The 21,679-nt window shown below is 33.8% G+C and carries 13 protein-coding genes and 1 pseudogene; 11 read left to right on the top strand and 3 right to left on the bottom strand.

Going from position 1 to position 21,679, the window contains the following annotated elements; genetic code table 11:
- The first annotated feature begins 8 nt into the window (after positions 1 to 8).
- The 7 genes and pseudogenes from E0I26_RS10330 (at position 9) to E0I26_RS10300 (ending at position 10,177) form a co-directional block, all read left to right on the top strand.
- Positions 9 to 1,337, top strand: coding sequence for an aldehyde dehydrogenase (locus tag E0I26_RS10330; protein ID WP_131916403.1), 1,329 nt, complete (start codon positions 9 to 11; stop codon positions 1,335 to 1,337).
- A gap of 18 nt (positions 1,338 to 1,355) precedes the next feature.
- A pseudogene (locus E0I26_RS10325) lies at positions 1,356 to 1,577 on the top strand (nitroreductase family protein); the annotation flags it as partial.
- A gap of 32 nt (positions 1,578 to 1,609) precedes the next feature.
- Complete coding sequence (locus E0I26_RS10320; RefSeq protein WP_235831754.1) at positions 1,610 to 2,392, top strand: DUF2189 domain-containing protein; 783 nt, start codon at positions 1,610 to 1,612, stop codon at positions 2,390 to 2,392.
- A gap of 221 nt (positions 2,393 to 2,613) precedes the next feature.
- The gene (locus E0I26_RS10315) at positions 2,614 to 6,546 is read left to right on the top strand and encodes a PAS domain S-box protein (protein ID WP_165929436.1); all 3,933 of its coding nucleotides are present in this window, start codon (positions 2,614 to 2,616) and stop codon (positions 6,544 to 6,546) included.
- Between the two features lie 86 nt (positions 6,547 to 6,632).
- The gene (gene ypfJ, locus E0I26_RS10310; protein ID WP_131916401.1) at positions 6,633 to 7,493 is read left to right on the top strand and encodes a KPN_02809 family neutral zinc metallopeptidase; all 861 of its coding nucleotides are present in this window, start codon (positions 6,633 to 6,635) and stop codon (positions 7,491 to 7,493) included.
- A 406-nt stretch (positions 7,494 to 7,899) separates the two neighbouring features.
- Entirely contained in the window at positions 7,900 to 9,189 is a 1,290-nt protein-coding gene (locus E0I26_RS10305; RefSeq protein ID WP_131916400.1) for a DEAD/DEAH box helicase, read from the top strand.
- Positions 9,190 to 9,550: 361 nt separating this feature from the next.
- The gene (locus E0I26_RS10300; RefSeq protein ID WP_131916399.1) at positions 9,551 to 10,177 is read left to right on the top strand and encodes an HNH endonuclease; all 627 of its coding nucleotides are present in this window, start codon (positions 9,551 to 9,553) and stop codon (positions 10,175 to 10,177) included.
- 228 nt (positions 10,178 to 10,405) lie between these two features.
- Here E0I26_RS10300 and E0I26_RS10295 read toward each other — a convergent pair whose 3' ends face one another.
- Together E0I26_RS10295 and E0I26_RS10290 are read right to left on the bottom strand one after the other, a co-directional pair.
- A complete protein-coding gene (locus E0I26_RS10295) occupies positions 10,406 to 11,191 on the bottom strand; it encodes a pseudouridine synthase (RefSeq protein WP_131916398.1) in 786 nt (261 codons plus the stop codon).
- 511 nt (positions 11,192 to 11,702) lie between these two features.
- The gene (locus tag E0I26_RS10290; RefSeq protein ID WP_131916397.1) at positions 11,703 to 13,238 is read right to left on the bottom strand and encodes a YifB family Mg chelatase-like AAA ATPase; all 1,536 of its coding nucleotides are present in this window, start codon (positions 13,236 to 13,238) and stop codon (positions 11,703 to 11,705) included.
- Between the two features lie 232 nt (positions 13,239 to 13,470).
- Here E0I26_RS10290 and E0I26_RS10285 point away from each other — a divergent pair, with 232 nt between their 5' ends.
- The 4 genes from E0I26_RS10285 to E0I26_RS10270 all read left to right on the top strand — a co-directional run bounded on the left by E0I26_RS10285 (position 13,471) and on the right by E0I26_RS10270 (position 19,887).
- A complete protein-coding gene (locus tag E0I26_RS10285; RefSeq protein WP_131916396.1) occupies positions 13,471 to 16,467 on the top strand; it encodes an amidohydrolase family protein in 2,997 nt (998 codons plus the stop codon).
- 77 nt (positions 16,468 to 16,544) lie between these two features.
- A complete protein-coding gene (locus E0I26_RS10280) occupies positions 16,545 to 17,849 on the top strand; it encodes an amidohydrolase family protein (RefSeq protein ID WP_131916532.1) in 1,305 nt (434 codons plus the stop codon).
- Between the two features lie 8 nt (positions 17,850 to 17,857).
- The gene (locus E0I26_RS10275) at positions 17,858 to 18,235 is read left to right on the top strand and encodes a PH domain-containing protein (protein WP_131916395.1); all 378 of its coding nucleotides are present in this window, start codon (positions 17,858 to 17,860) and stop codon (positions 18,233 to 18,235) included.
- Positions 18,236 to 18,570: 335 nt separating this feature from the next.
- Positions 18,571 to 19,887, top strand: a complete 1,317-nt coding sequence (locus tag E0I26_RS10270) for an ammonium transporter (RefSeq protein WP_131916394.1) — start codon at positions 18,571 to 18,573, stop codon at positions 19,885 to 19,887.
- Between the two features lie 196 nt (positions 19,888 to 20,083).
- Here the strand turns inward: E0I26_RS10270 and E0I26_RS10265 are convergent.
- Positions 20,084 to 21,679, bottom strand: a 1,596-nt coding sequence (locus tag E0I26_RS10265) for a T9SS type A sorting domain-containing protein (protein WP_131916393.1), incomplete at its 5' end; no start/stop codon positions are given.

The following is a 21,679-nucleotide window of genomic DNA, read 5'->3' as shown; positions in this document are numbered from 1 at the left end:
ATCATCCTATGAAACACAAGAACGACATCAGTTATAGAAAAGAATCCCTTAAAAAACTATTGCACAACATTATAGAAAATGAAGAGGCAATCATTAAGGCTTTGTACGATGATTTTAAAAAACCTGCTTTTGAAGCTGTTTTAACCGAAACCAACTATGTGATTAGTGACTTAAAAGAAACCATAAAAAGAATGGATTCTTGGGCAAAGCCAAAGAAAGTTTTCGCTTCTCTTTTGAATTTCCCGTCATCCGATTATATTTATAGTGAACCTTACGGAAATGTATTGATCCTTTCTCCTTGGAATTATCCGTTTCAATTAGCCTTATGTCCGCTGGTTGCTGCTGTTGCCGCCGGGAATAAAGTAACCTTAAAACCATCGGAACTTACTCCGAATACTTCGAATATTATTTCCAAAATTATAAGCGAAACTTTTGCGGTAAAAGATGTTGTTGTGGTAACTGGAGATGCAACAATCGCACAGGAATTATTAAACAAACGTTGGGACTATATTTTTTTCACCGGAAGTGTTGCAGTTGGGAAAATAGTGGCGAAAGCAGCTGCCGAAAACCTAACGCCAGTCACACTGGAATTGGGAGGAAAAAGTCCTTGTATTGTTGATGAAACGGCTAATTTAGAATTAAGTGCCCGACGCATTGTGTGGGGAAAAATCATAAACGCCGGACAAACGTGTGTTGCTCCTGATTATATATTGGTACACCATAAAATGAAGGATACTTTCGTGAAATTACTGATTCAAGAAATTGAAAAAGCACTTGGAACAAACCCGGAAGAATCATCTGATTTTGCCCGAATTATCAACCTCAAAAACTGGCAGCGTCAATTAAGCTTATTGGAAAATCAGACCATACTTTTTGGCGGACAATCTAACAAAGAGACATTGTACCTCGCTCCTACTTTGCTTGACGAGCCAAATATGGATAGTGTAGTGATGAAAGAAGAAATTTTCGGACCAATACTTCCTATACTTTCTTATCAATCGAAATCAGATATTGAAAAAATAATTTCGAGCTTCGAAAAACCATTATCCTTGTATTTATTTTCCCAAGACAAATCTTTTATCGATGAAGTGTTGCGAAAATATTCTTTTGGTGGCGGTTGCATTAATGATACGGTAATTCATTTGGCTAACAATCGCCTGCCTTTTGGCGGTGTTGGAAATTCCGGAATGGGAGCGTATCATGGAAAACTAAGTTTTGATATTTTTTCCCATAAAAAAGCTATTGTAAAAAAAGGAACTTGGCTGGATTTACCGATGCGTTATGCGCCTTATAAAGACAAATTAAAAACCATTCAAAAAGTATTAAAATGGTTGTAGCCAAGGAAAAAACCAGTAAGCTCGGGACTTGCAGCGCAGAATTTTATGATAAGCATGGCAGCCATAAATTATGATCCGTGTCCAATGGAAGGTTTTGATTCGCTGAGAATTAAAAAAATATTACATTTACCAGCATCTTCAGAAATAAATATGATTTTAGGATGCGGAATCAGGGAAGAACAAGACGTATATGGGGAACGATTCAGAGTTCCTTTTGAAGAAGTCTATTTTAAAAAATAAAAAACTAACAAACCAAATAATACCAAAACCAAATGATTAGAACTACACAAGACCGAATTGAGGAAATAAAAAAGAATGGTTACACCTTAGATTTTGGAAATGTCTTCAACCATGCATTCGAAAATTATAAAAAAATTGCACTGTATAGCGGTTTAATATTGTTTGTGGGTATTATTCTGATAAGTATTTTGTTAGCTATAATAGCTCTTTCAATTTTTGATTCCGAAACTGTTTTAGAAAAATTAAAAGCTGAAAATTTACAACCGGAAAATTTAAGTTTAAACTCCATGTTAATTTTCTCAGGAGTCACTATATTAATAACGTGTTTGCTTAGTCCATTTACTGCTGGATTAATCAAAATGGCGTATTGTGCCGAAAGAGATGAAGAATTTCATGTGTCAACGATGTTTGAATATTACAAAGCTCCTTATTTTAAAGAACTATTTATTGCAATATTATTAATTTCTTTATTGAGTACTGGCATTCCAGAATTACTTGACTATGCACAAATACCGTTTGTTGGGTTTTTAATTACTATACTCACTACATTTTTTACGTTCCTTACAATTCCACTTATTATTTTTGGTAATCTGAAAGCTGTTGAAGCTATCCAAGCCAGTGTTTTAATTGTTTCTAAACAACCAATAGTCTTACTGGGATTATTTGTTATTGGAATCATAGCTACTTTTGTAGGATTAATTGGATGCTGTATTGGAATCGTTTTTACTATTCCGTTTATGTATTCATTATATTATGCTATTTATAGCGAAATAATAGGATTTGATCCTGAAACTGGGATTGAAAACAGAAACTAAAAACATTTTTTATAGCTCAAAACCAAAATTTATTGAAATTTAAATTTTAATAAATTTTGGTTTTTTATTTAAAATAAATCCTTACATTGAAATCCATAAAGATAGAATCCCAGAACTAGCCTTTCAAATCTAATCAAAATATTTCTATGGTATTATACTGTAGCCTATTGACTGTTTTCAACTCGAAATTTGTTTTATTTTGGGCTTCTAATTTTTTTATAATGAGTAATCCTTTATGGATTATAATTCTTGTTCTATTTATTTTCCTGGCTTATAAAATTTATAAAATAAAAGCTACATTAAAAAGTAAGCTGCTGGAAAATGGCACAGAAACTGCTTCAAAAAACAAAGAATACCAACTCTATCTCCTCTTTTTAGGTATCATACTTCCTTCAATAGAAGTGATTTTTGAAATTTTTAAAATTAGGCCTATCAGTTTATTAGTGCCCAATTGTACTATTGGCTTTTCTTTAATTTTATTGTATTTTGTAAGTACCAAGTCGGCTATTGTATTTAGAAATATTAAACAAATTTTCATTGCGCTATTCTTAATTTATTTTTGTTTTATATCCCGCAATCTAATTTATTCCCCAACTGATGTTATACCCATAACAGCATTTGTTGTTTCTTTTTTCTTTGCTTATAATGTGTTAAGCCCCATAAAAGTGTATTGGTATTTTGTTGCGGCTGTTTTTATCTTCTTAGGTGTCACTTCTATATTAGAAATAATCCCGTTAAAGACAAACATTGCACTATTTATCTATTCGACCATAATTCTGATTATAAATTACATTCACCATATATCATTGTTAAACATTGATGTTGAATCTCGTTTTAATAATCAAATTATTAATAAAGGGAATTCGCTTATTCTGGCAACAAACAGAAAAGGTGAAATTGTTTTTTGCAGCGAAAATGTAAAAACTATTTTAGGTTATTCTGTTGAGCAAGTAATGGGATTGGGCTACTGGAAAGTCACGGAAGACCCTGAATTCTATGGGGAAGATTATCATCCAAAGTTTAAGGAAGACGAGGTATTTATCCGGAAAGTTAAATGTAGTAACGGAGAATACAAACACATCCAATGGAACGATAAAAAATTTTCGGACGATTTAATCATAGGAATTGGACAAGATGTTACCAATGAGATTCACATTCAGGATCAATATAAAAATTTGATCCAAAATGCTACTGATATTATTTTTGAGGTAGATGATGATGGGAACTTTACATTTGTTAATGACTTTACCATTAAAGTTTTAGGCTATGAAGAAAAAGAAATTCTAACCCGAAACTATTCCGAATTTATACGAACGGACTATATCAATGAAATGATGAGTTTTTATCAAAATTTGGAAGAAAACGAACATGATTTCCCTATAATTGAAATTCCTTTATTAAAAAATGATGGGGAAATACTATGGATTTCTCAAAAAGTGATTATACGTAGAAATGATTTAGGTAAGGTAATCGGTTATTCCGGTATAGCAAGAGATATAACTAAATTTAAAGATATTGAATTTGAAAATAAAATTCGTCAGGAAAAAGTAGAAGAGTACAACAAAACGATTAAACAATTATCGACTACAAACTTCAATAATTATAAAAATCTGGACTATGGCATAATGCAAATCATTGAATCCGCAGCAATAATTTCAAAATGCAATCGGGTAAGTTATTGGAAATATACTGAGGATAAAATCATCTGTAAAAATTTATATGAATTACAAAAACATACTTTTAGCAAAGGATTTATTTTAGAAAAAGAAAAATATCCAATCTATTTTGAAGCGATTAAAAGTGAAAAAGTTATTAGTGTTTCAGATGTTTTCAATAAATTTAAAACATCGGAATTTACTGAAAATTATTTTTCACAAAATGAAATTAAATCCTTACTTGACATTCCTATATTTATAGATGGGGAATTAATTGGAATAGTATGTTTCGAAACTACATCTGAAAACAAAAATTGGGATAATGAAGATGTCAATTTTGTCAGAACAATATCTGATATTATTTCTCTAGCAATAATCTCACACAGTCGATACGAAGCGGAAAAGAAATTAGAATACAAGAGTGAACTTTTATCAGCAATGGCTCTTTGCACAGAGAAATTTTTGAACAGTAAAGATATAAACGATATTTTCTCGGATGTACTTATAATTATGGGGAAAGCAACTAAATCCCATAGAGCCTATTACTATGAAAATGATGAAAATACGGGATTAATAAGTCAAAAATACAGATGGATAATCAATAATCTCAAATTAACTGAGAATAATATTAAGCTTCAAAATTTACCGCATGCGTACTTTGAAGAGCTGATAACGCCACTTTTAAACAATAAAATATATAGAGCAGTAATACCAAAAATCGAAAATATTTCATTGAGGAATAAATTAGCCAACGTAGATGTAGTCTCATTAATTCTTTTTCCAATTTTTGTGAGAAACAAATTTCATGGCTTTTTAGGATTTGATGATACTCAAAATGAAAGATACTGGTCAGAAGATGAAGTAAATATTTTACAAACATTAGCCAGTAACATCGCGTCTTCGATTGAGCGTATTGCTAACGAGACTGCTATTAATGAAAGTGACGAAAAGTTCCGATTATTAGCGAATAATATTCCCGGGACGGTCTATTTATCGAAATATGATGAGAATAACACCAAAATTTATCTTAACGATGAAATAGAAAAACTTACTGGTTATTTGAAATCTGATTTTCTTACCGATAAATTATCCTTCATTGACTTAATTCATCCTGAGGATAAAATAAATACAATTGCAGCACAAAAAAAGGCAATAGAAAATAAAAGAGCCATTCACTTAACGTACCGAATTATACATAAAGACAACCGTATTGTTTGGGTAGAAGAATTTGGAGATGCTATTTACAAAGAGGAAAAAATTGCATTTATAGAAGGTATTTTTATCGATATTACGGAAAGAAAACAAGCAGAAATCTTTATTAAAGCAAAGGAATTAGCGGAAGCTGCCAACAAAGCAAAATCAGAATTTCTTGCTAACATGAGCCATGAAATCAGAACGCCATTAAATGGAATTATTGGTTTTACTGATTTGTTAATGAAAACTCATCTTGGAAAAACCCAAGAGAAATACATGACAACCATAAATCAATCGGCTCATTCTTTATTATATATCATAAATGATATTCTTGATTTCTCAAAAATAGAAGCCGGAAAACTCGATTTATTCATTGAAAAATATGACATTAAGGAACTATTGAATCAAATTATGGATTTAATAGTATATCAATCCAATCAAAAAAAATTAAGTTTAGAACTGAATATAGCACCCGATGTTCCTAAATATTTTTGGACAGATGGTGTTCGTTTAAAACAAATATTAATTAATCTTTTATCTAACGCAGTAAAATTCACAGAAAAAGGCTCTATAAAATTAAATGTTTCCATTATTGAAAAAATAGATGATTCCAGAGCCAAATTTCTTTTTACAGTTATTGATACGGGGATTGGAATACAAGAAGAAAACAAAAAGAAAATATTCAATGCTTTTTCTCAAGAAGACAGCTCAACAACAAGAAAATTCGGAGGAACTGGTTTAGGCCTCACCATTTCAAACCAATTATTAGGTTTAATGAATTCGCATTTGCAATTAGTAAGTACGGTTAATTTTGGCAGCGCCTTTTATTTTTATTTAGATTTAGAAATTAGTAATGAAATATCAGAAGATGTAAAGCAAATTACAATTCCTGCTATTACTAATGAAATTGTAGGCAAATCAAATAAAAGCTCAAAAAAAATAAAAATAATGATTGTTGAGGACAATAAAATCAATATGCTATTGCTTAAAACAATCATTAAAAACGTACCTATAAATTCCGCTATTTTTGAAGTTATAAATGGCAAAGATGCGGTAGAGCAATTTGAAACGATAAATCCAGATATTATTTTCATGGACATCCAAATGCCAATCATGAATGGATATGAAGCTACCCAATTAATTAGAACCTTAAAATCTGGACAAAATGTTCCCATCATTGCAATAACTGCAGGTACAGAAAAAGAAGAGAAAGAAAAATGTCTTACGGCAGGAATGAATGATTATATCTCAAAACCAATAGTAAAAGGAATCATTGAAGAAATAATTTCTAAATGGACCAGTTAACATCTTCGAAAAAAGAATATTTATCGTTTAAAATTTTATACTTTTATGTATATACGTTTTTTAATAACAACTAAAAATAACACAATATGAAATGGAGTGGTAGACGTTCAAGTGAAAATTTTGAAGACCGAAGAGGAATGTCCTCAGGAGGAAAAACAATTATAGGAGGTGGAATTATTGGTATTATTATCTTGTTATTGAATCTTTTTGGTGGAGAAAATGCTCAAATGCTAACTCCAATACTAGAACAAATGAATCAAGGACAAAGCACTCCCACTGAACAAAGAGCCTTAACTGCAGCGGAAATTGAAGAAGGCAAATTTATAGAAGCGATATTAGTAGATACAGAAGATGTTTGGGGAAAAATATTTCAGGAAAATAACATGCAATATGAAAGACCCAATTTACTATTGTTTACTGATGCAGTAGAAACTGCTTGTGGTAATGCTACCTCTGCTTCGGGTCCTTTTTATTGTCCTGGTGATCAAAAAGTATATATGGACTTGGCTTTCTTTGAAGAGCTGAAAACAAGATTTGGAGCTCAAGGAGGTGATTTTGCTACCGCCTATGTAATTGCGCACGAAATAGGACATCATGTACAAACTTTATTGGGAACTTCCAGTAAAATGAGACAAATGCAAGAAGGAAAAAGTGAAGCCGAAGCCAATAAATTATCTGTAGCTTTAGAATTACAAGCTGATTTTTACGCTGGAGTTTGGACGCATTACAACCAAAAAATGAATGACATATTAGAAGAAGGTGACATTGATGAAGCTTTAAGCGCAGCTCATGCTGTGGGTGATGATGCGATTCAATCTAAAATACAAGGACATATTGTTCCGGAATCCTTTACTCACGGAACTTCAGAACAACGTAAATATTGGTTTATGAAAGGCTATAAAACGGGTGATATCACGCAAGGAAATACCTTTTCGGAGTTGAGATAGATGACTATATTCTAAGATAAACAGCATTTAATTTTAACCATATAAGGAATATAAGGTCATTTAAGCAGGATGTAAAAAGCAATAACTTATCTGTTCTTATATTCCTTATATGGTAAACCTTTTCATCCAGATTCCTTTAATAATGCTTATAAAATCTGTGTGAATCTGTGAAATCTGTGGCAAAAAAAAGACTGGGCACGAATTAAGGACAGTCATGTAACAATTTTAGCTCCCCCTTTAAATTTACCATAATTATTTAACGTCTCGACTATTGTTTGTAACGAAGTACTATGATTTTATTTAAACAAAATCAAGCAATCAAAAGTACATCGAAAAATTAGCAGTACCTTTGCGCCCACTTAAAGAAGTAAACTAAATAATTGTGTTTACTTCATAAACACCATTTATGTCATTTAACTCATTAGGTTTATCTGATGCTTTACTAAAAGCCATCAGCAAAAAAGGATATTCAACCCCTTCTCCAATACAACAAAAAGCAATTCCACCAGTTTTAGAAGGTAAAGATGTATTAGCATCCGCACAAACAGGAACAGGGAAAACAGCCGGTTTTACACTACCTATTTTACAAATATTATCACAAGGGCAACACTTAAGTCGCAGACCTATTCGTGCCTTAATATTGACTCCAACACGAGAATTGGCAGCACAAATACTTGCCAATATTAAAGAATACAGTGAGTTCTTAGACTTACGCAGTACCGTTATTTTTGGAGGTGTAAACCAAAACCCACAAGTGACTCAATTGCGTCAAGGTGTCGATATTTTAGTCGCCACTCCAGGTCGACTAATCGATTTGCAAAATCAAGGATTAATATCATTGGCAAAAGTTGAAATCTTAGTTTTGGATGAAGCAGACCGTATGCTGGACATGGGTTTCGTACGAGACATTGAGCGTATTATAAAAGTATTACCTTCAAAAAGGCAAAACTTACTATTTTCGGCAACCTTTTCAAAAGACATTAAGAAATTGGCCATGGGCATTTTGCACCATCCCGTTCATGTTGAAGCGACCCCGGAAAACACAACCGTGGATGCTATCATTCAAAAAGTATATCCTGTTGCCAAAGAGAAAAAAACAGAACTGATCATTAAACTTATTTCTGAAGGAAACTGGAAACAAATTTTGGTGTTTACCCGTACCAAACAAGGCGCCAATAAACTGACTGAAAGCATGATTAGTGCCGGAATCAAAGCAGCTGCCATTCACGGAAATAAAGGGCAGGGCGCACGAACCAAAGCATTAGCGGGTTTCAAAGACGGAAGCCTGACCGCTTTAGTCGCTACAGATATTGCAGCGCGAGGTTTAGACATCCCGTTGTTACCGCATGTGGTAAATTTTGAATTGCCTAATATTCCTGAAGATTACGTTCACCGAATTGGTAGAACTGGTAGAGCTGGAGCAAGTGGAGAAGCTATTTCGTTATTTAGTCCAGACGAAACTGTCTTTTTACGCGATATAGAAAAATTGGTGGGCATGAAATTACCTGTAGAAAACATTAAAGGTTTTGAGCCAGACCCTAACGCTTCAACAGAACCTATTAAACAAGGTCAAGGAAGGCAACAACGCAATTCGACTCCTAAGAAACCAAAAACGGATACTACAAACCGTAGCAGCAACAATAGTTTTGGTCCAAGACGTCCAAGTCAAAATAATGACAGACGTTCTAATAGATAACAACTAAGAAAATATATTTTCTTTTTTTAGGAGCAGAATATTTTCGTTTTTTAAGAACGTATTTTCCCGCTATACATTACAAACCTAGTAAGAGCTGAACACCAGCTCTTACTAGGTTTTTCATTTCTATCGGGGCTATTTAGAGCGTTTTTACTTTCAAAATAGCATTTTGCAAGTTACTCCCACAAATCTAAAATAGCCAGATGATTTGTAAGAAAAAATTAATATATTTGGAATAAAGTAAAGTATGAGCTTTATGATACATTTCTACCCTAAATTGGGTGGCTTTGTATGATTTTGTCAGACCTATATATTAGTTATGCGCTAGTCGCCAATTGGAATGCATAAAACAACAGTAATTATGGAATGTATTCATGAAAAAATGAAAAGTACTGATATGATAATTGCACAGCTATTTGTTTGCTCTAATTGCAATTATGAAACAGTAGAATATCCTTCATCGTGTTGCTTTCATCCGCAAGATGAACCCGTAATATTTTACAAAGACGAAACTGATTATTATACGAAACCCGAAAGCTATACTGTATATAATCAATGTAAATCATGTGGAAGGAAGAATGGATCGGCTTTAAAAAAATCCAATTACAATAAAGCAGAACTTGCATATTTTGACAATAGCATCAGAGAAAAAACAGAAAAGCTAAAACAAGAGTTGCGTGAGCATCTCAAGGAGATGGAAATACGAAGGTCTGAAAAAAGACGTGACGCGTTTTGGGATGATTATGGTGAATATCTAAAATCTGATGAATGGAAATTGAAACGGAAATTGGTTTTGGAAAGAGACAAAAATTTATGCCAATCTTGTTTAAATGCAACTGCATATGAAGTTCATCATACTGTAGGGATATTTAGAAAAAATGAGCCGCTTTTTACATTAGTTTCTCTTTGTAATCCTTGTCACAATATTATTACTGCAATTGAACGCGGAAATCATAAAGATGCAGCAAAGATTCAACATAAGAAATGACCAGCGCATAACCGCCGTTTCAAGAAATTACCACTCTGGTGCTCGTTTGCAACGAGTACTTACTTAAATTAAGAGACAAATTATAGCGTTTGCAACGCGGAACGTTGTGATAAACATCTGAAATTAAAAATCGTTGATCAAAAATCTGAAATCTGCTCATCTTTATACTGAAAACTGTTGTTTCAAAATACAACAATAATTTAAAGCATTAATTTACAAATTATTATTCTATTCATATGTAGATAATATTTGTTTTTTATAGGAATATGGTATCGCCAGATCTTCATTGGTGTTTGCGACAGCTTCTGTCATGGCGATTTCATACTTATTCAAATCTAGATTAAGAATATTACCTACTCTGCTAAACTCTTCATTAATCTTTGCATTCAAGATTAGTTGTTCATTTGTTATTGGATGATTAAAAATTAACTGATGTGCATGAAGCATCATTCCTTTCAGTTCAAAATTCTCCAACCATAATTTATTTTGTTTGTTACAACCATGTGGACGACTTCCTAAAATGGGATGAAAAATATGTTTGAAATGTTTTCGTAATTGATGCATACGTCCAGTTTCAGGAATCGCTTCTACCAAACAATATCGTGACGTTGGTTGATTGTTAAATTCTAACTCAATTTCGGTACTTTGCAATCGATGAAAGTAGGTTATTGCATTTTGTATAATGCCATCATCATTGGTTAAATCATAATCAATCGTTAGTTCTTCGGGTGACCAACCACGTAAAATTGCTAAATATTTTTTTTCGACTTCGCGTGTGGCAAAACGATCATTCATAATTTTTAAAACGGCTGCATCCAACGCAAATAACAAGACACCAGATGTTTTGCGATCTAACCGATGAATAGGATAAACGTGTTGCCCTCCTATTTGATTTCTCAATTCTTGAATAGCAAACACTTTTGCATCGCGCGCATAAAATGATTTGTGGACCAACAATCCACTTGGTTTATTAATTGCTATAATATATTCGTCTTGGTAAAGAATTTCTAACATTTGGCAAAAATAAAAGAGATTTCTATCGAAATCTCTTTTTTGACTTATTTATTTCTATACTTTTCTTTTTTCATTTTAGTTCGAAAAACAAAATAGAAGATTACGATTGCTAAAACTGTTATTAAAATTGTATCCCAATGCTCTTTTATACTGTTGATTATATTATCCGTATTCTTGAAATTATAGTTAAAATTAATAAAAAAAAGCTACGCAATCTGCTACGCAAAATCTCCGACTTTGAGTATGTGTTTTTCAGTCTCTGACTGACCTTAAAATTCAAACATTTGAAAACCAAAGTCGGTTGAAAACCGAAACTATTTCCTAAGAGTCTAAGACTTTTAGGAGCAAAAGCATTGGACTTTGTGAAGCATTGATAGTTCTATTATTAAAATTACTTTATACAAAATTGACTTTTTTACTCCTGCAAGGTCTTTTTTTGACCTTGTAGGTATATTTAGGATACCTACAAGGTCAAAAAAAGACCTTGCAGGATAATAAAATTAGCCACTAACTACCCCAACCAACCATCACGATCCAAACTTCTATACTGAATGGCTTCGGCAATATGGCTGGAAATTACTGTAGGCGCCGCATCAAGATCGGCGATCGTGCGTGCCACCTTCAAAATTCTGTCATAGGCTCGTGCCGAAAGATTCAAACGTTCCATAGCGGTTTTCAATAACTGCTTTGAAGCATCATCCAAAGCACAATGTTCCCGAATGTGTTTGGTATTCATTTGCGCATTATAATGGATGTTTTCCATTTGCTCAAAGCGTTCCGTTTGAATTTCTCGAGCCGCAGTCACTCTTTTGCGAATATCAACACTGCTTTCTGCTTTTTGGTCTTCCGATAATTTTTCGAAAGGAACGGGAGTCACTTCAATATGAATATCAATTCTATCTAATAAAGGTCCTGATATTTTACTCAAATACCGTTGCATTTCGTGAGGCGAAGAAGTTTGGGGCGAATCGGGATCATTGAAGAAACCACTTGGACTCGGATTCATACTCGCCACCAGCATAAACGAGGACGGATAAGTAACCGTGAATTTCGCACGAGAAATAGTCACTTCTCTATCTTCTAAGGGTTGACGCATCACTTCCAAAACATCTCTCTTAAATTCCGGCAACTCATCCAGAAACAAAACGCCGTTATGCGCCATCGATATTTCGCCCGGTTGCGGATAACTTCCTCCACCAACCAATGCCACATTTGAAATGGTATGATGTGGACTGCGAAAAGGGCGTTGATTCATCAAACCTACTTCCTTCAATTTTCCTGCTACACTGTGAATTTTTGTTGTTTCCAATGCTTCCCGCAACGTCATCGGCGGAAGAATACTGGGTAACCGTTTCGCTAACATTGTTTTTCCGGCACCCGGCGGACCAATCAAAATAATATTATGCCCTCCGGCAGCGGCAATTTCCATGCAACGCTTGATGCTTTCTTGTCCTTTGACATCCGAAAAATCAAATTCAGGAAAATCTAAGGTTTTATAAAATTCGGCCCTGGTGTCAATTGTTGTTGGCTCAAGAGTTCCTTTTCCTTCGAGAAAATCAATCACTTCCTGTACATTTTCGACTCCGTACACATCTAAACCAGCCACAATAGCAGCTTCTTTTACATTTTGCTTTGGAAGAAAAAAACCTTTAAAACCTTCTTCTTTGGCTTTGATTGCAATAGGCAAAGCGCCTCGGATAGGTTGAAGACTGCCATCAAGGGAAAGTTCCCCCATGATGATGTATTTGTCAACTTCATCGGCTTTTATTTGCCCAGAAGCTACAAGAATTCCAATAGTTAAAGTCAAGTCATAAGCAGAACCTTCTTTACGTAAATCAGCTGGAGCCATATTGATGGTAATTTTTTTCCCCGGCATGGCATATCCGTTATTTTTGAGTGCAGCCGCAATCCGGTAACTACTTTCTTTGATGGCGTTATCAGGCAAGCCAACTAAATGATATCCAATCCCTTTATCGATATTCACCTCTACGGTAATTGTTGTGGCTTCCACTCCAAAAACAGCGCTTCCAAAAACTTTAACTAGCATGTTTACTTATTTGATTCTAAAATTAGAGAAAACATTTTTAATTACTATAATTAATCCTACAAAATTTAGAAACGATAGAGAATAGTACAGATTTATGTCAAAATAATTAGAATAGTATGATAGAGTAGCTTAATAATATTCAAATTCTGCAAAAAACAACTGTTAAAATCAAAAAAAATAATGCTTAACATTTCCTTTTTTTTACTTTTAGAGAATAATTAGAAACTATACTATGAAAAAAATCTTACTTCTACTCTATTTCAGTGTTTTATTGCCAAAAACCTATGCACAAGAATACTTTCCCAATAATGAAAGTGTTCAAAACAGAAACACCAATTTTACCGCTTTTACCAATGCAAAAATTTATGTTACACCAACACAAATTATTGAAAAGGGTACCTTATTGATTCAAAACGGAAAAGTTATTGGTGCAGGAAATAACATCGCCATTCCTAAAAATTGCATGATAATCAACTTAGATGGAAAATCAATTTATCCTTCATTTATTGATATGTACACCAGTTTTGGGATTGAAAAACCAAAAGGAATTACCAGTACTGAAAGGAATCCTTTATATGATACCAAAAGATCAGGGTATTATTGGAATGAAAGTATTCGTTCAGAAGTAAATGGATATGAAAGCTTTAAATACGACCAAACTAAAGCCGAAGAATTATTAAAAGCAGGATTTGGTGTCGTGGGAACTCACGTCCAGGACGGAATTGCTCGCGGATCAGGAACGCTGATCGCTTTGAATAATTTTGATAAAAGCACCCAATTATTATCTGATAAAGTAACCAATCATTTTGCGTTTACTAAAAGTGCCACCACAAATCAAGCCTATCCAAGCTCATTGATGGGAATGATGGCATTACTTCGCCAGATGTATTTAGATTTGGATTGGTACAAAAAAGGAAATGCCACAACCAAAGATTTATCCTTGGAAGCCTTATCCAATAATGAAAAATTAGTTCAAATATTTGCTTCTGAAGACAAATTAAACAGTTTGAGAGCAGCCAAAATAGCGAAAGAATTTGGCTTAAATTATGTATTGAAAGGAAACGGAAATGAATTTGAACGAATTGAAGAAATCAAAAAAACAAATTCGAAATTTATTATTCCAATCAATTTCCCGGAAGCTTATGATGTTTCTGATCCCAACCAAGCCAATCAAATGGAATTGAAAGACTTGCGTTTTTGGAATCAGGCACCAACCAATCTTAAAGTTTTAACCGATAATGGAATTGTTTTCGCTTTGACGACTGACAAGTTAAAGAAACTCGAAGATTTTAGACCGAATCTATTAAGAGCCATTAAATACGGATTTGATAAAACGAAAGCATTAGAAGCATTGACCACTATTCCCGCTGCTATTTTAGGAAAAAGCAACGAAATAGGAAGTTTGAAAACAGGAAGTTTAGCCAATTTTGTTATTACATCCGGTGAAATTTTTGAGGAGAAAACAATTTTTTACGAAAACTGGGTTCAGGGTAACAAATTTGTTATTACCGATATAACAATTAAAGATATTCGTGGTGATTACGATTTAAGTGTAGCTAATCAACAATACAAATGGAAAATTAGTGGCGATATTACTGCTCCAAAATCGATAATTACGACGATTGATTCCAAAAAAGTTAGTTCAAAACTTACGGTTTCTAATAATTGGATTTCAACTGTAATGAAATCTATGGATTCAACAAAAACAACTTTCTCCAGATTAATTGGATATATCGATGACATCCAATTACTTTCAGGAAAAGCAATTTTATTCAATGGAAATGAGGTAAAATGGTCTGCTGTAAGAACGGCTCCTTTTATAAAACCAATCGACTCCTTGAAATTGGAAAAAAATAACATGATTATTCCAACAACATTTCCAAATGTTGCTTATGGCAATTTGAAAAAACCAACTACACAAACACTATTGTTTAAAAATGCCACTGTTTGGACAAACGAAAAAGACGGTATTTTAGAAGAAACTGACGTGTTGGTTAAAAACGGAAAAATTGCATCTATTGGAAAAAATATTTCTGACGCTTCAGCAACAATTGTTGATGCCAAAGGCAAACATTTAACCAGCGGAATTATTGATGAGCATTCTCACATTGCAATTTCTAATGGTGTAAATGAAGGCGGGCACAATTCCAGCGCCGAAGTAACCATTCAAGATGTAGTGAATTCTGAAGACATTAATATATACAGGGACTTAGCCGGTGGAGTTACCACTTCTCAATTACTACATGGATCTGCAAATCCAATTGGTGGTCGTTCAGCGATTGTAAAATGGAAATGGGGCGCTTCGGCAGATGAAATGCTTTACAAAGACCAACCTGGATTTATCAAATTTGCCTTGGGAGAAAATGTAAAACAAGCAAACTGGGGAATCACTAATCCTACTCGTTTTCCTCAAACCAGAATGGGTGTGGAACAGGTTTTTACGGATTATTTCCAACGTGCTAAAGAATACGATGTTGCTTGGAAAAATTACAATGCAACTGGTAAAAAAGGAAAAGGGAAAGCACCAAGAGTGGATTTAGAACTACAAACATTAGCTGAAATATTAAATAAAGAGCGTTTCATTTCTTGTCATTCTTATGTGCAATCTGAAATTTTGATGTTGATGAATGTAGCCGAAAAATTTGATTTTAGAGTCAATACGTTTACCCATATTCTTGAAGGATATAAAGTTGCCGATAAAATGAAAGAACACGGTGTTGGAGCCTCGACTTTCTCAGATTGGTGGGCATATAAATTTGAAGTAAATGATGCCATTCCTTTCAATGGTCCAATTATGCATAATGCCGGAGTTGTAGTAGCCTATAATTCTGATGATGCTGAAATGTCCAGAAGATTGAATCAAGAAGCAGCAAAAGCAGTGAAATACGGTAATGTTTCAGAAGAAGATGCTTGGAAATTCGTGACTTTAAATCCTGCAAAGTTATTGCATATCGACGACAAAGTAGGAAGTATAAAAGTGGGTAAAGATGCCGATATTGTATTGTGGAATACCAATCCGTTATCTATTTATGCCAAAGCTGAAAAAACGTTAATCGAAGGTGTAGTTTATTATGATCTTCAAAAAGATGAAGAACAAAGAGTAGCTATTGCTAAAGAACGAAATGAGTTAATCGGTCAATTATTACAAGAAAAGAATAAAGGAATGATTACTCAAGAGCCTAAAAAAGCGGAGAAAAAAGAATACCACTGTGATACTTTAGAACAATAAAAATTAAAATCTAAGATTCACTGCGAGCGCTTTTGCAAAAAAGGCAAAGCAATTCCAAATAAAAAAATATAAATATGATGAGTAAAAAAACATATATATTGCTATTGGTATTTAGTTTATCAATACTTACAAAAGCACAACAAACACCCGCTCCTAAGCAATCAAAATCGGTTCTAATTCTTAATGCTACGGCACATTTAGGAAATGGTGAAGTAATCGAGAACAGTGCTATAGGATTCGTTAACGGGAAAATTAATTTGGTAGCAGATGCCAGAGTGATTCGACTTGGAGAAGGCGCGTATGACATTACTATTGACGCCGCAGGGAAACATGTTTATCCGGGATTTATTGCTCCTAATTCAACACTGGGTTTAGTTGAAATTGATGCCGTTAAATCTTCTGATGATGAAGACGAAATTGGAAATATGAATCCACATGTAAGAAGTATTATTGCATACACTGCTGACTCTAAAGTAATAGAAACAGTAAGACCTAACGGGATTTTAATGGCTCAAATCACACCGCGTGGCGGAAGAATTTCAGGAACTTCATCAATTGTTCAACTGGATGCCTGGAACTGGAAAGATGCTCTTATTAAAGAAAATGATGGAATTCATATAGACTTCCCTTCTAGTTTTAGAAGAAGCGGTTCTTGGTTTGAACCAGGAAGTATTGAAGCCAATAAGGATTATGCCAAACAAGTTTTGGAATTATCTTCTTTTTTATCTAATTCCAAAGCCTATTTAGGCGATAGTTCAAAGGATCGAAATTTGACTTTGGAATCTACAAAAGGGTTATCTGATGGAAGCCAGATTTTATACATTCATGCCAATGAGGAAAAACAAATTATCGATGCAGTACAATTTGCAAAAGAAAATGGAGTTAAGAAAATGGTAATTGTTGGTGGATACGAAGCATATAAAACGGCTGAATTATTACAAAAAAACAACATCGGAGTACTATTAAAACGAGTACATCAAATGCCTGAAAATGACGACCATGATATCGATTTACCTTATAAACTAGCAAAAATACTGACTGACAAAGGTGTGCTGGTAGGTTTAGAAAACAGTGGAGATATGGAACGTATGAACACTCGAAACCTACCTTTTTTAGCTGGAACGTGTGTTGCATATGGCCTAAATAAAGAACAAGCTTTGCAATTAATAACATCAAATACTGCTAAAATACTAGGAATTGATACCCAATGTGGTACTTTAGAGCAAGGAAAAGATGCCACGTTATTTATATCTGAAGGAGATGCTTTAGACATGAGAACCAATAAATTGACCAATGCTTTTATTCAAGGAAGAATGATTAGCCTGGAAACGCATCAAACAAAGTTGAACAGTAAATACAAAACAAAATACAATCAAAAATAATTAATATAATGGGACTATTTAATGCCATCTTAGGCAATGCATCCGAAGTAAACATTGAAAATGTTTCGAATGAATTTGAGCCAATCTTAATAGAAGGGGAAATAATTGAGAAAGCGTACAAACTCATCCGCGACATGTTTATTTTTACCAATAAAAGACTGATTTTAGTCGAAAAGCAATTGGTTGGAACCAAAGTCGATTATATGTCAATTCCGTATTCGAGCATCAAAAAATTCTCTAAAGAAAGTGCCGGAATATTGGATATGGATGCCGAATTAAAAATTTGGCTCAATAATGATAATACACCGATTGTTAAACAATTTGGTAAAGGAGGTAACAATATCAATGAAGTCTATAAAATTTTAAGTCAGCATCTTTTAAAATAAAGACATTATTTATTTACTTTAAAATAATTGCACCAATTGAATTAATTCAATTGGTGCAATTTTTTTAAACGATATTCAACTTTTAGAACAAAATATAGAACCGTTAGGATATAGACCTATTAATTCTTAGAATGATTACCATATAATCTCCTAAACCGATAATTTCTCTTAACCTTAGTTTAACAAATTACAAATTTTAACTTTAAATTATAATATACCCATAAAAAAATAGGGGTCATATTGTAAAAATGATAAAAATATAACATTAAACTATTTTTTCAAAGGGGCCTATTGATGATTTTTATATTTTTATCAAAATTTAAAACTAAAAAACAATGCGAAAAATTATTTTAAGTGTGCTATTAATCACGATTTTGGTATTAACCCTTTTTTCTAATTATTTCATAATTGACAGCCCTGCTCCAACAGAAGCTGTAAAATTTGATACCGGCGATACCGCTTGGATGATCGTTGCAACTGCACTTGTATTAATAATGACTCCTGGTTTGGGTTTCTTCTACGGAGGAATGGTGGGAAAAAAGAATGTTATCAGTACTATGCTTCAAAGTTTTATGGCTATGATAATTGTTACCGTTTTATGGGTAGTTATAGCCTTTGGTTTATCATTTGGCCCTTCAATAGGAGGAATAATTGGTAATCCGTTACCTAATTTATTTTTTCAAGGTGTTGGTACCAATACCGCTTGGAGTCTTGCTCCAACAATACCTTTTATGTTATTTGCTTTATTTCAAGCAAAATTTGCAATCATTACACCTGCCTTAATAACTGGAGCTTTTGCAGAAAGAATTCGTTTCTGGGCTTATCTATTATTTATGGTATTATTCATATTACTTGTTTATGCTCCATTAGCACACATGACTTGGCATCCAGATGGTATTTTCTTTAAAATGGGAGTTTTGGATTTCGCTGGAGGAACAGTAGTTCACATGAGTGCGGGATGGGCTGCACTAGCTGGAGCAATTTTCTTAGGAAAAAGAAAAATACAAAAAGTTAATCCTGCCCGTATTACTTACGTACTGTTAGGTACTGGCTTATTGTGGTTTGGATGGTTTGGTTTCAACGCAGGTTCAGCATTAGGATCTAATGGTTTAGCTGTACAAGCATTAGGTACAACAACTGTAGCTGCTGCAGCTGCCGGAATGGCTTGGGTATTTCTTGATAAAATTCTTGGACACAAACTTTCTGCAATGGGAGCTTGTATAGGAGCCGTTGTAGGTTTAGTAGCAATTACACCTGCTGCAGGTTTTGTAACTATCCCTCATGCCATGTTTATCGGTATATTTGCCAGTATTGTTAGTAATCTAGTGGTTAGTAAATTTCCTAAAGGTAAAATTGATGACGCTTTAGATGTATTTGCCTGTCATGGTGTTGGTGGTATGGTTGGTATGTTATTAACAGGTGTGTTTGCTTCTAAAACTGTTAACTCAGTGGTAGGAGATAATCAAGGACTTATATTTGGCGATGCTACATTATTTTTAAACCAATTAACTGCTTTAGTAATCGTTTCAGCATTTGCATTTTCAGCATCTTATTTCCTTTTCTTTATTGTAAACAAAATAACTCCACTAAGAGTAAGTGAAGAAAAAGAGGAATTAGGTTTAGATATTTCTCAACACGGTGAGTTTCTATAAACCGATTTTTATGAAATAAATTAAAAACACTCTGAGATTAAATTTCAGAGTGCTTTTTTTTTACAAATTAACCATTTAGAATGTTACCCTAAAAAGTTAAACTTTAATCATGGATGAGCCAAAACTGAAAAAAATAAAAGTCATCCCGCTTTTATAATCGGGATGACTTTTTTAAACCATCTTCACAAAAACAATTTTACTTTTTCACCAGTCTGACCGTTTTTTGTTTCACACCCTGATTGATAATCGCAATATATGTACCTGATGGAAGCTCTTCACCAAACTTGATTTCTTGGCTATCACCATTCTCAATATGTTTGACCATTCTGCCTAATATATCATATACCATCACTTCCGTTTTTTCATTGCTACCGCCTTTTATGTCAATACTAAAATATTGGGTAGATGGGTTTGGGTATGCCGTTATAGTGAATGGTACAATTTCTGGAGTTTTCTCAACAATTACCACTTTTGCAGTTGTATTTTTCTTCGCCTCATGTATTACTATAGAACCACCACCAAGCGCTGTTATTGGATCAGCATTATCACCGGTATTTAATGCATTTACTTGATTGTCATAAATAACAACACCTGTCATGTTCGTAATTTTCATACGGAGTTTATCCACATTACCTCCTCCACTTACGTTACCGTCAATAGCAGTTAACATAAATTTATAACTACCCGCTCCATTAATGGTTCCTATACCTTTGTAGCTTGCTTTAGCTCCCCCAACTACTAAAGACATGTTCTCGTAAGATGAGCTATTAAATTTAAGATTACCAGCCTGGAACTGAAATTCAGTATTTCCATCCGGTATGGTGGAACCTTTTTTGTATTTCGCTACAAATCCAAAATTGGCTTTACCTGTTAATAAAGGTTCTGCTCTATAAGCTCCTGCTGGGGAATTAATCCATCCGCCACCCGTTACAAAACCACCATTGGGATCATAAATCACAATATATTGATAAATACTCGTGACAGTATTTAAACAAACATCAGTTCCCGTAATTTTAGGGGCATATACTCCCGGATTTGAATAATTATGACTTGATGTGACTGAATTAGTGATAGCTCCTGATATTGGAGTAGTAAAAGAATCACCCCACTCTATAGAAACGTTAGTTAAAGTTACTCCTGTAAATGTTATTGTCGGAGTAATATTTAAGCTTCCACTTGTTGGAAGTTGTTGAGGAGTGCCGGTTACGTTAGTTCCACTCCATACAAAAGTTGATGGCGTAACTGTTAATGTAGCTGTATTTGTTGAACTTGAACTTAAGTAATTTGAGTCTCCTGCAAAATCTGCCTGAATAGTAGCGCCATTAATGCAGGCGTTAGTTGTCATACTAGCAACCCCAAATCCATCGGTGGTTGATGTACCTATTGTAGCACTATCTAGCTTGAATGTTACGGTTTTACCGTTTAAGTAAAGGCTATTTGAAACATCTTGTAATCTAGCTGTAAGGATAGTATATCCTCCTAAAGCACCACTTGCATTGGTAACAGTAATACCAGTTGTTGCTTGGGTTACGGTAAGAGCTCCATCAGAATTAGTTACATTATAGTTTGCAAGCCTGTTACTTGGATCAGCCAGTGTGGCCACAATAGGATAGTTAGAACCTGCCACTGTTGCTGCTATCCCTTGTCCTGTGCTACTGCGAGTCAGAGTTATATTATCCCCCGCTACAACATCGATCATGCTTCCTCCAAAATCTGTATTAGTCAGGATTTTACCATATACTTTAGATCTGTTTGTATTAGCTATAGACAAGGTTGCAGGCGTTACGGTCAG

The organism is Flavobacterium rhamnosiphilum (assembly GCF_004349195.1).
Taxonomy (GTDB): Bacteria; Bacteroidota; Bacteroidia; order Flavobacteriales; family Flavobacteriaceae; genus Flavobacterium; species Flavobacterium rhamnosiphilum.
This window is presented reverse-complemented; position numbering and strand designations above follow the sequence as displayed.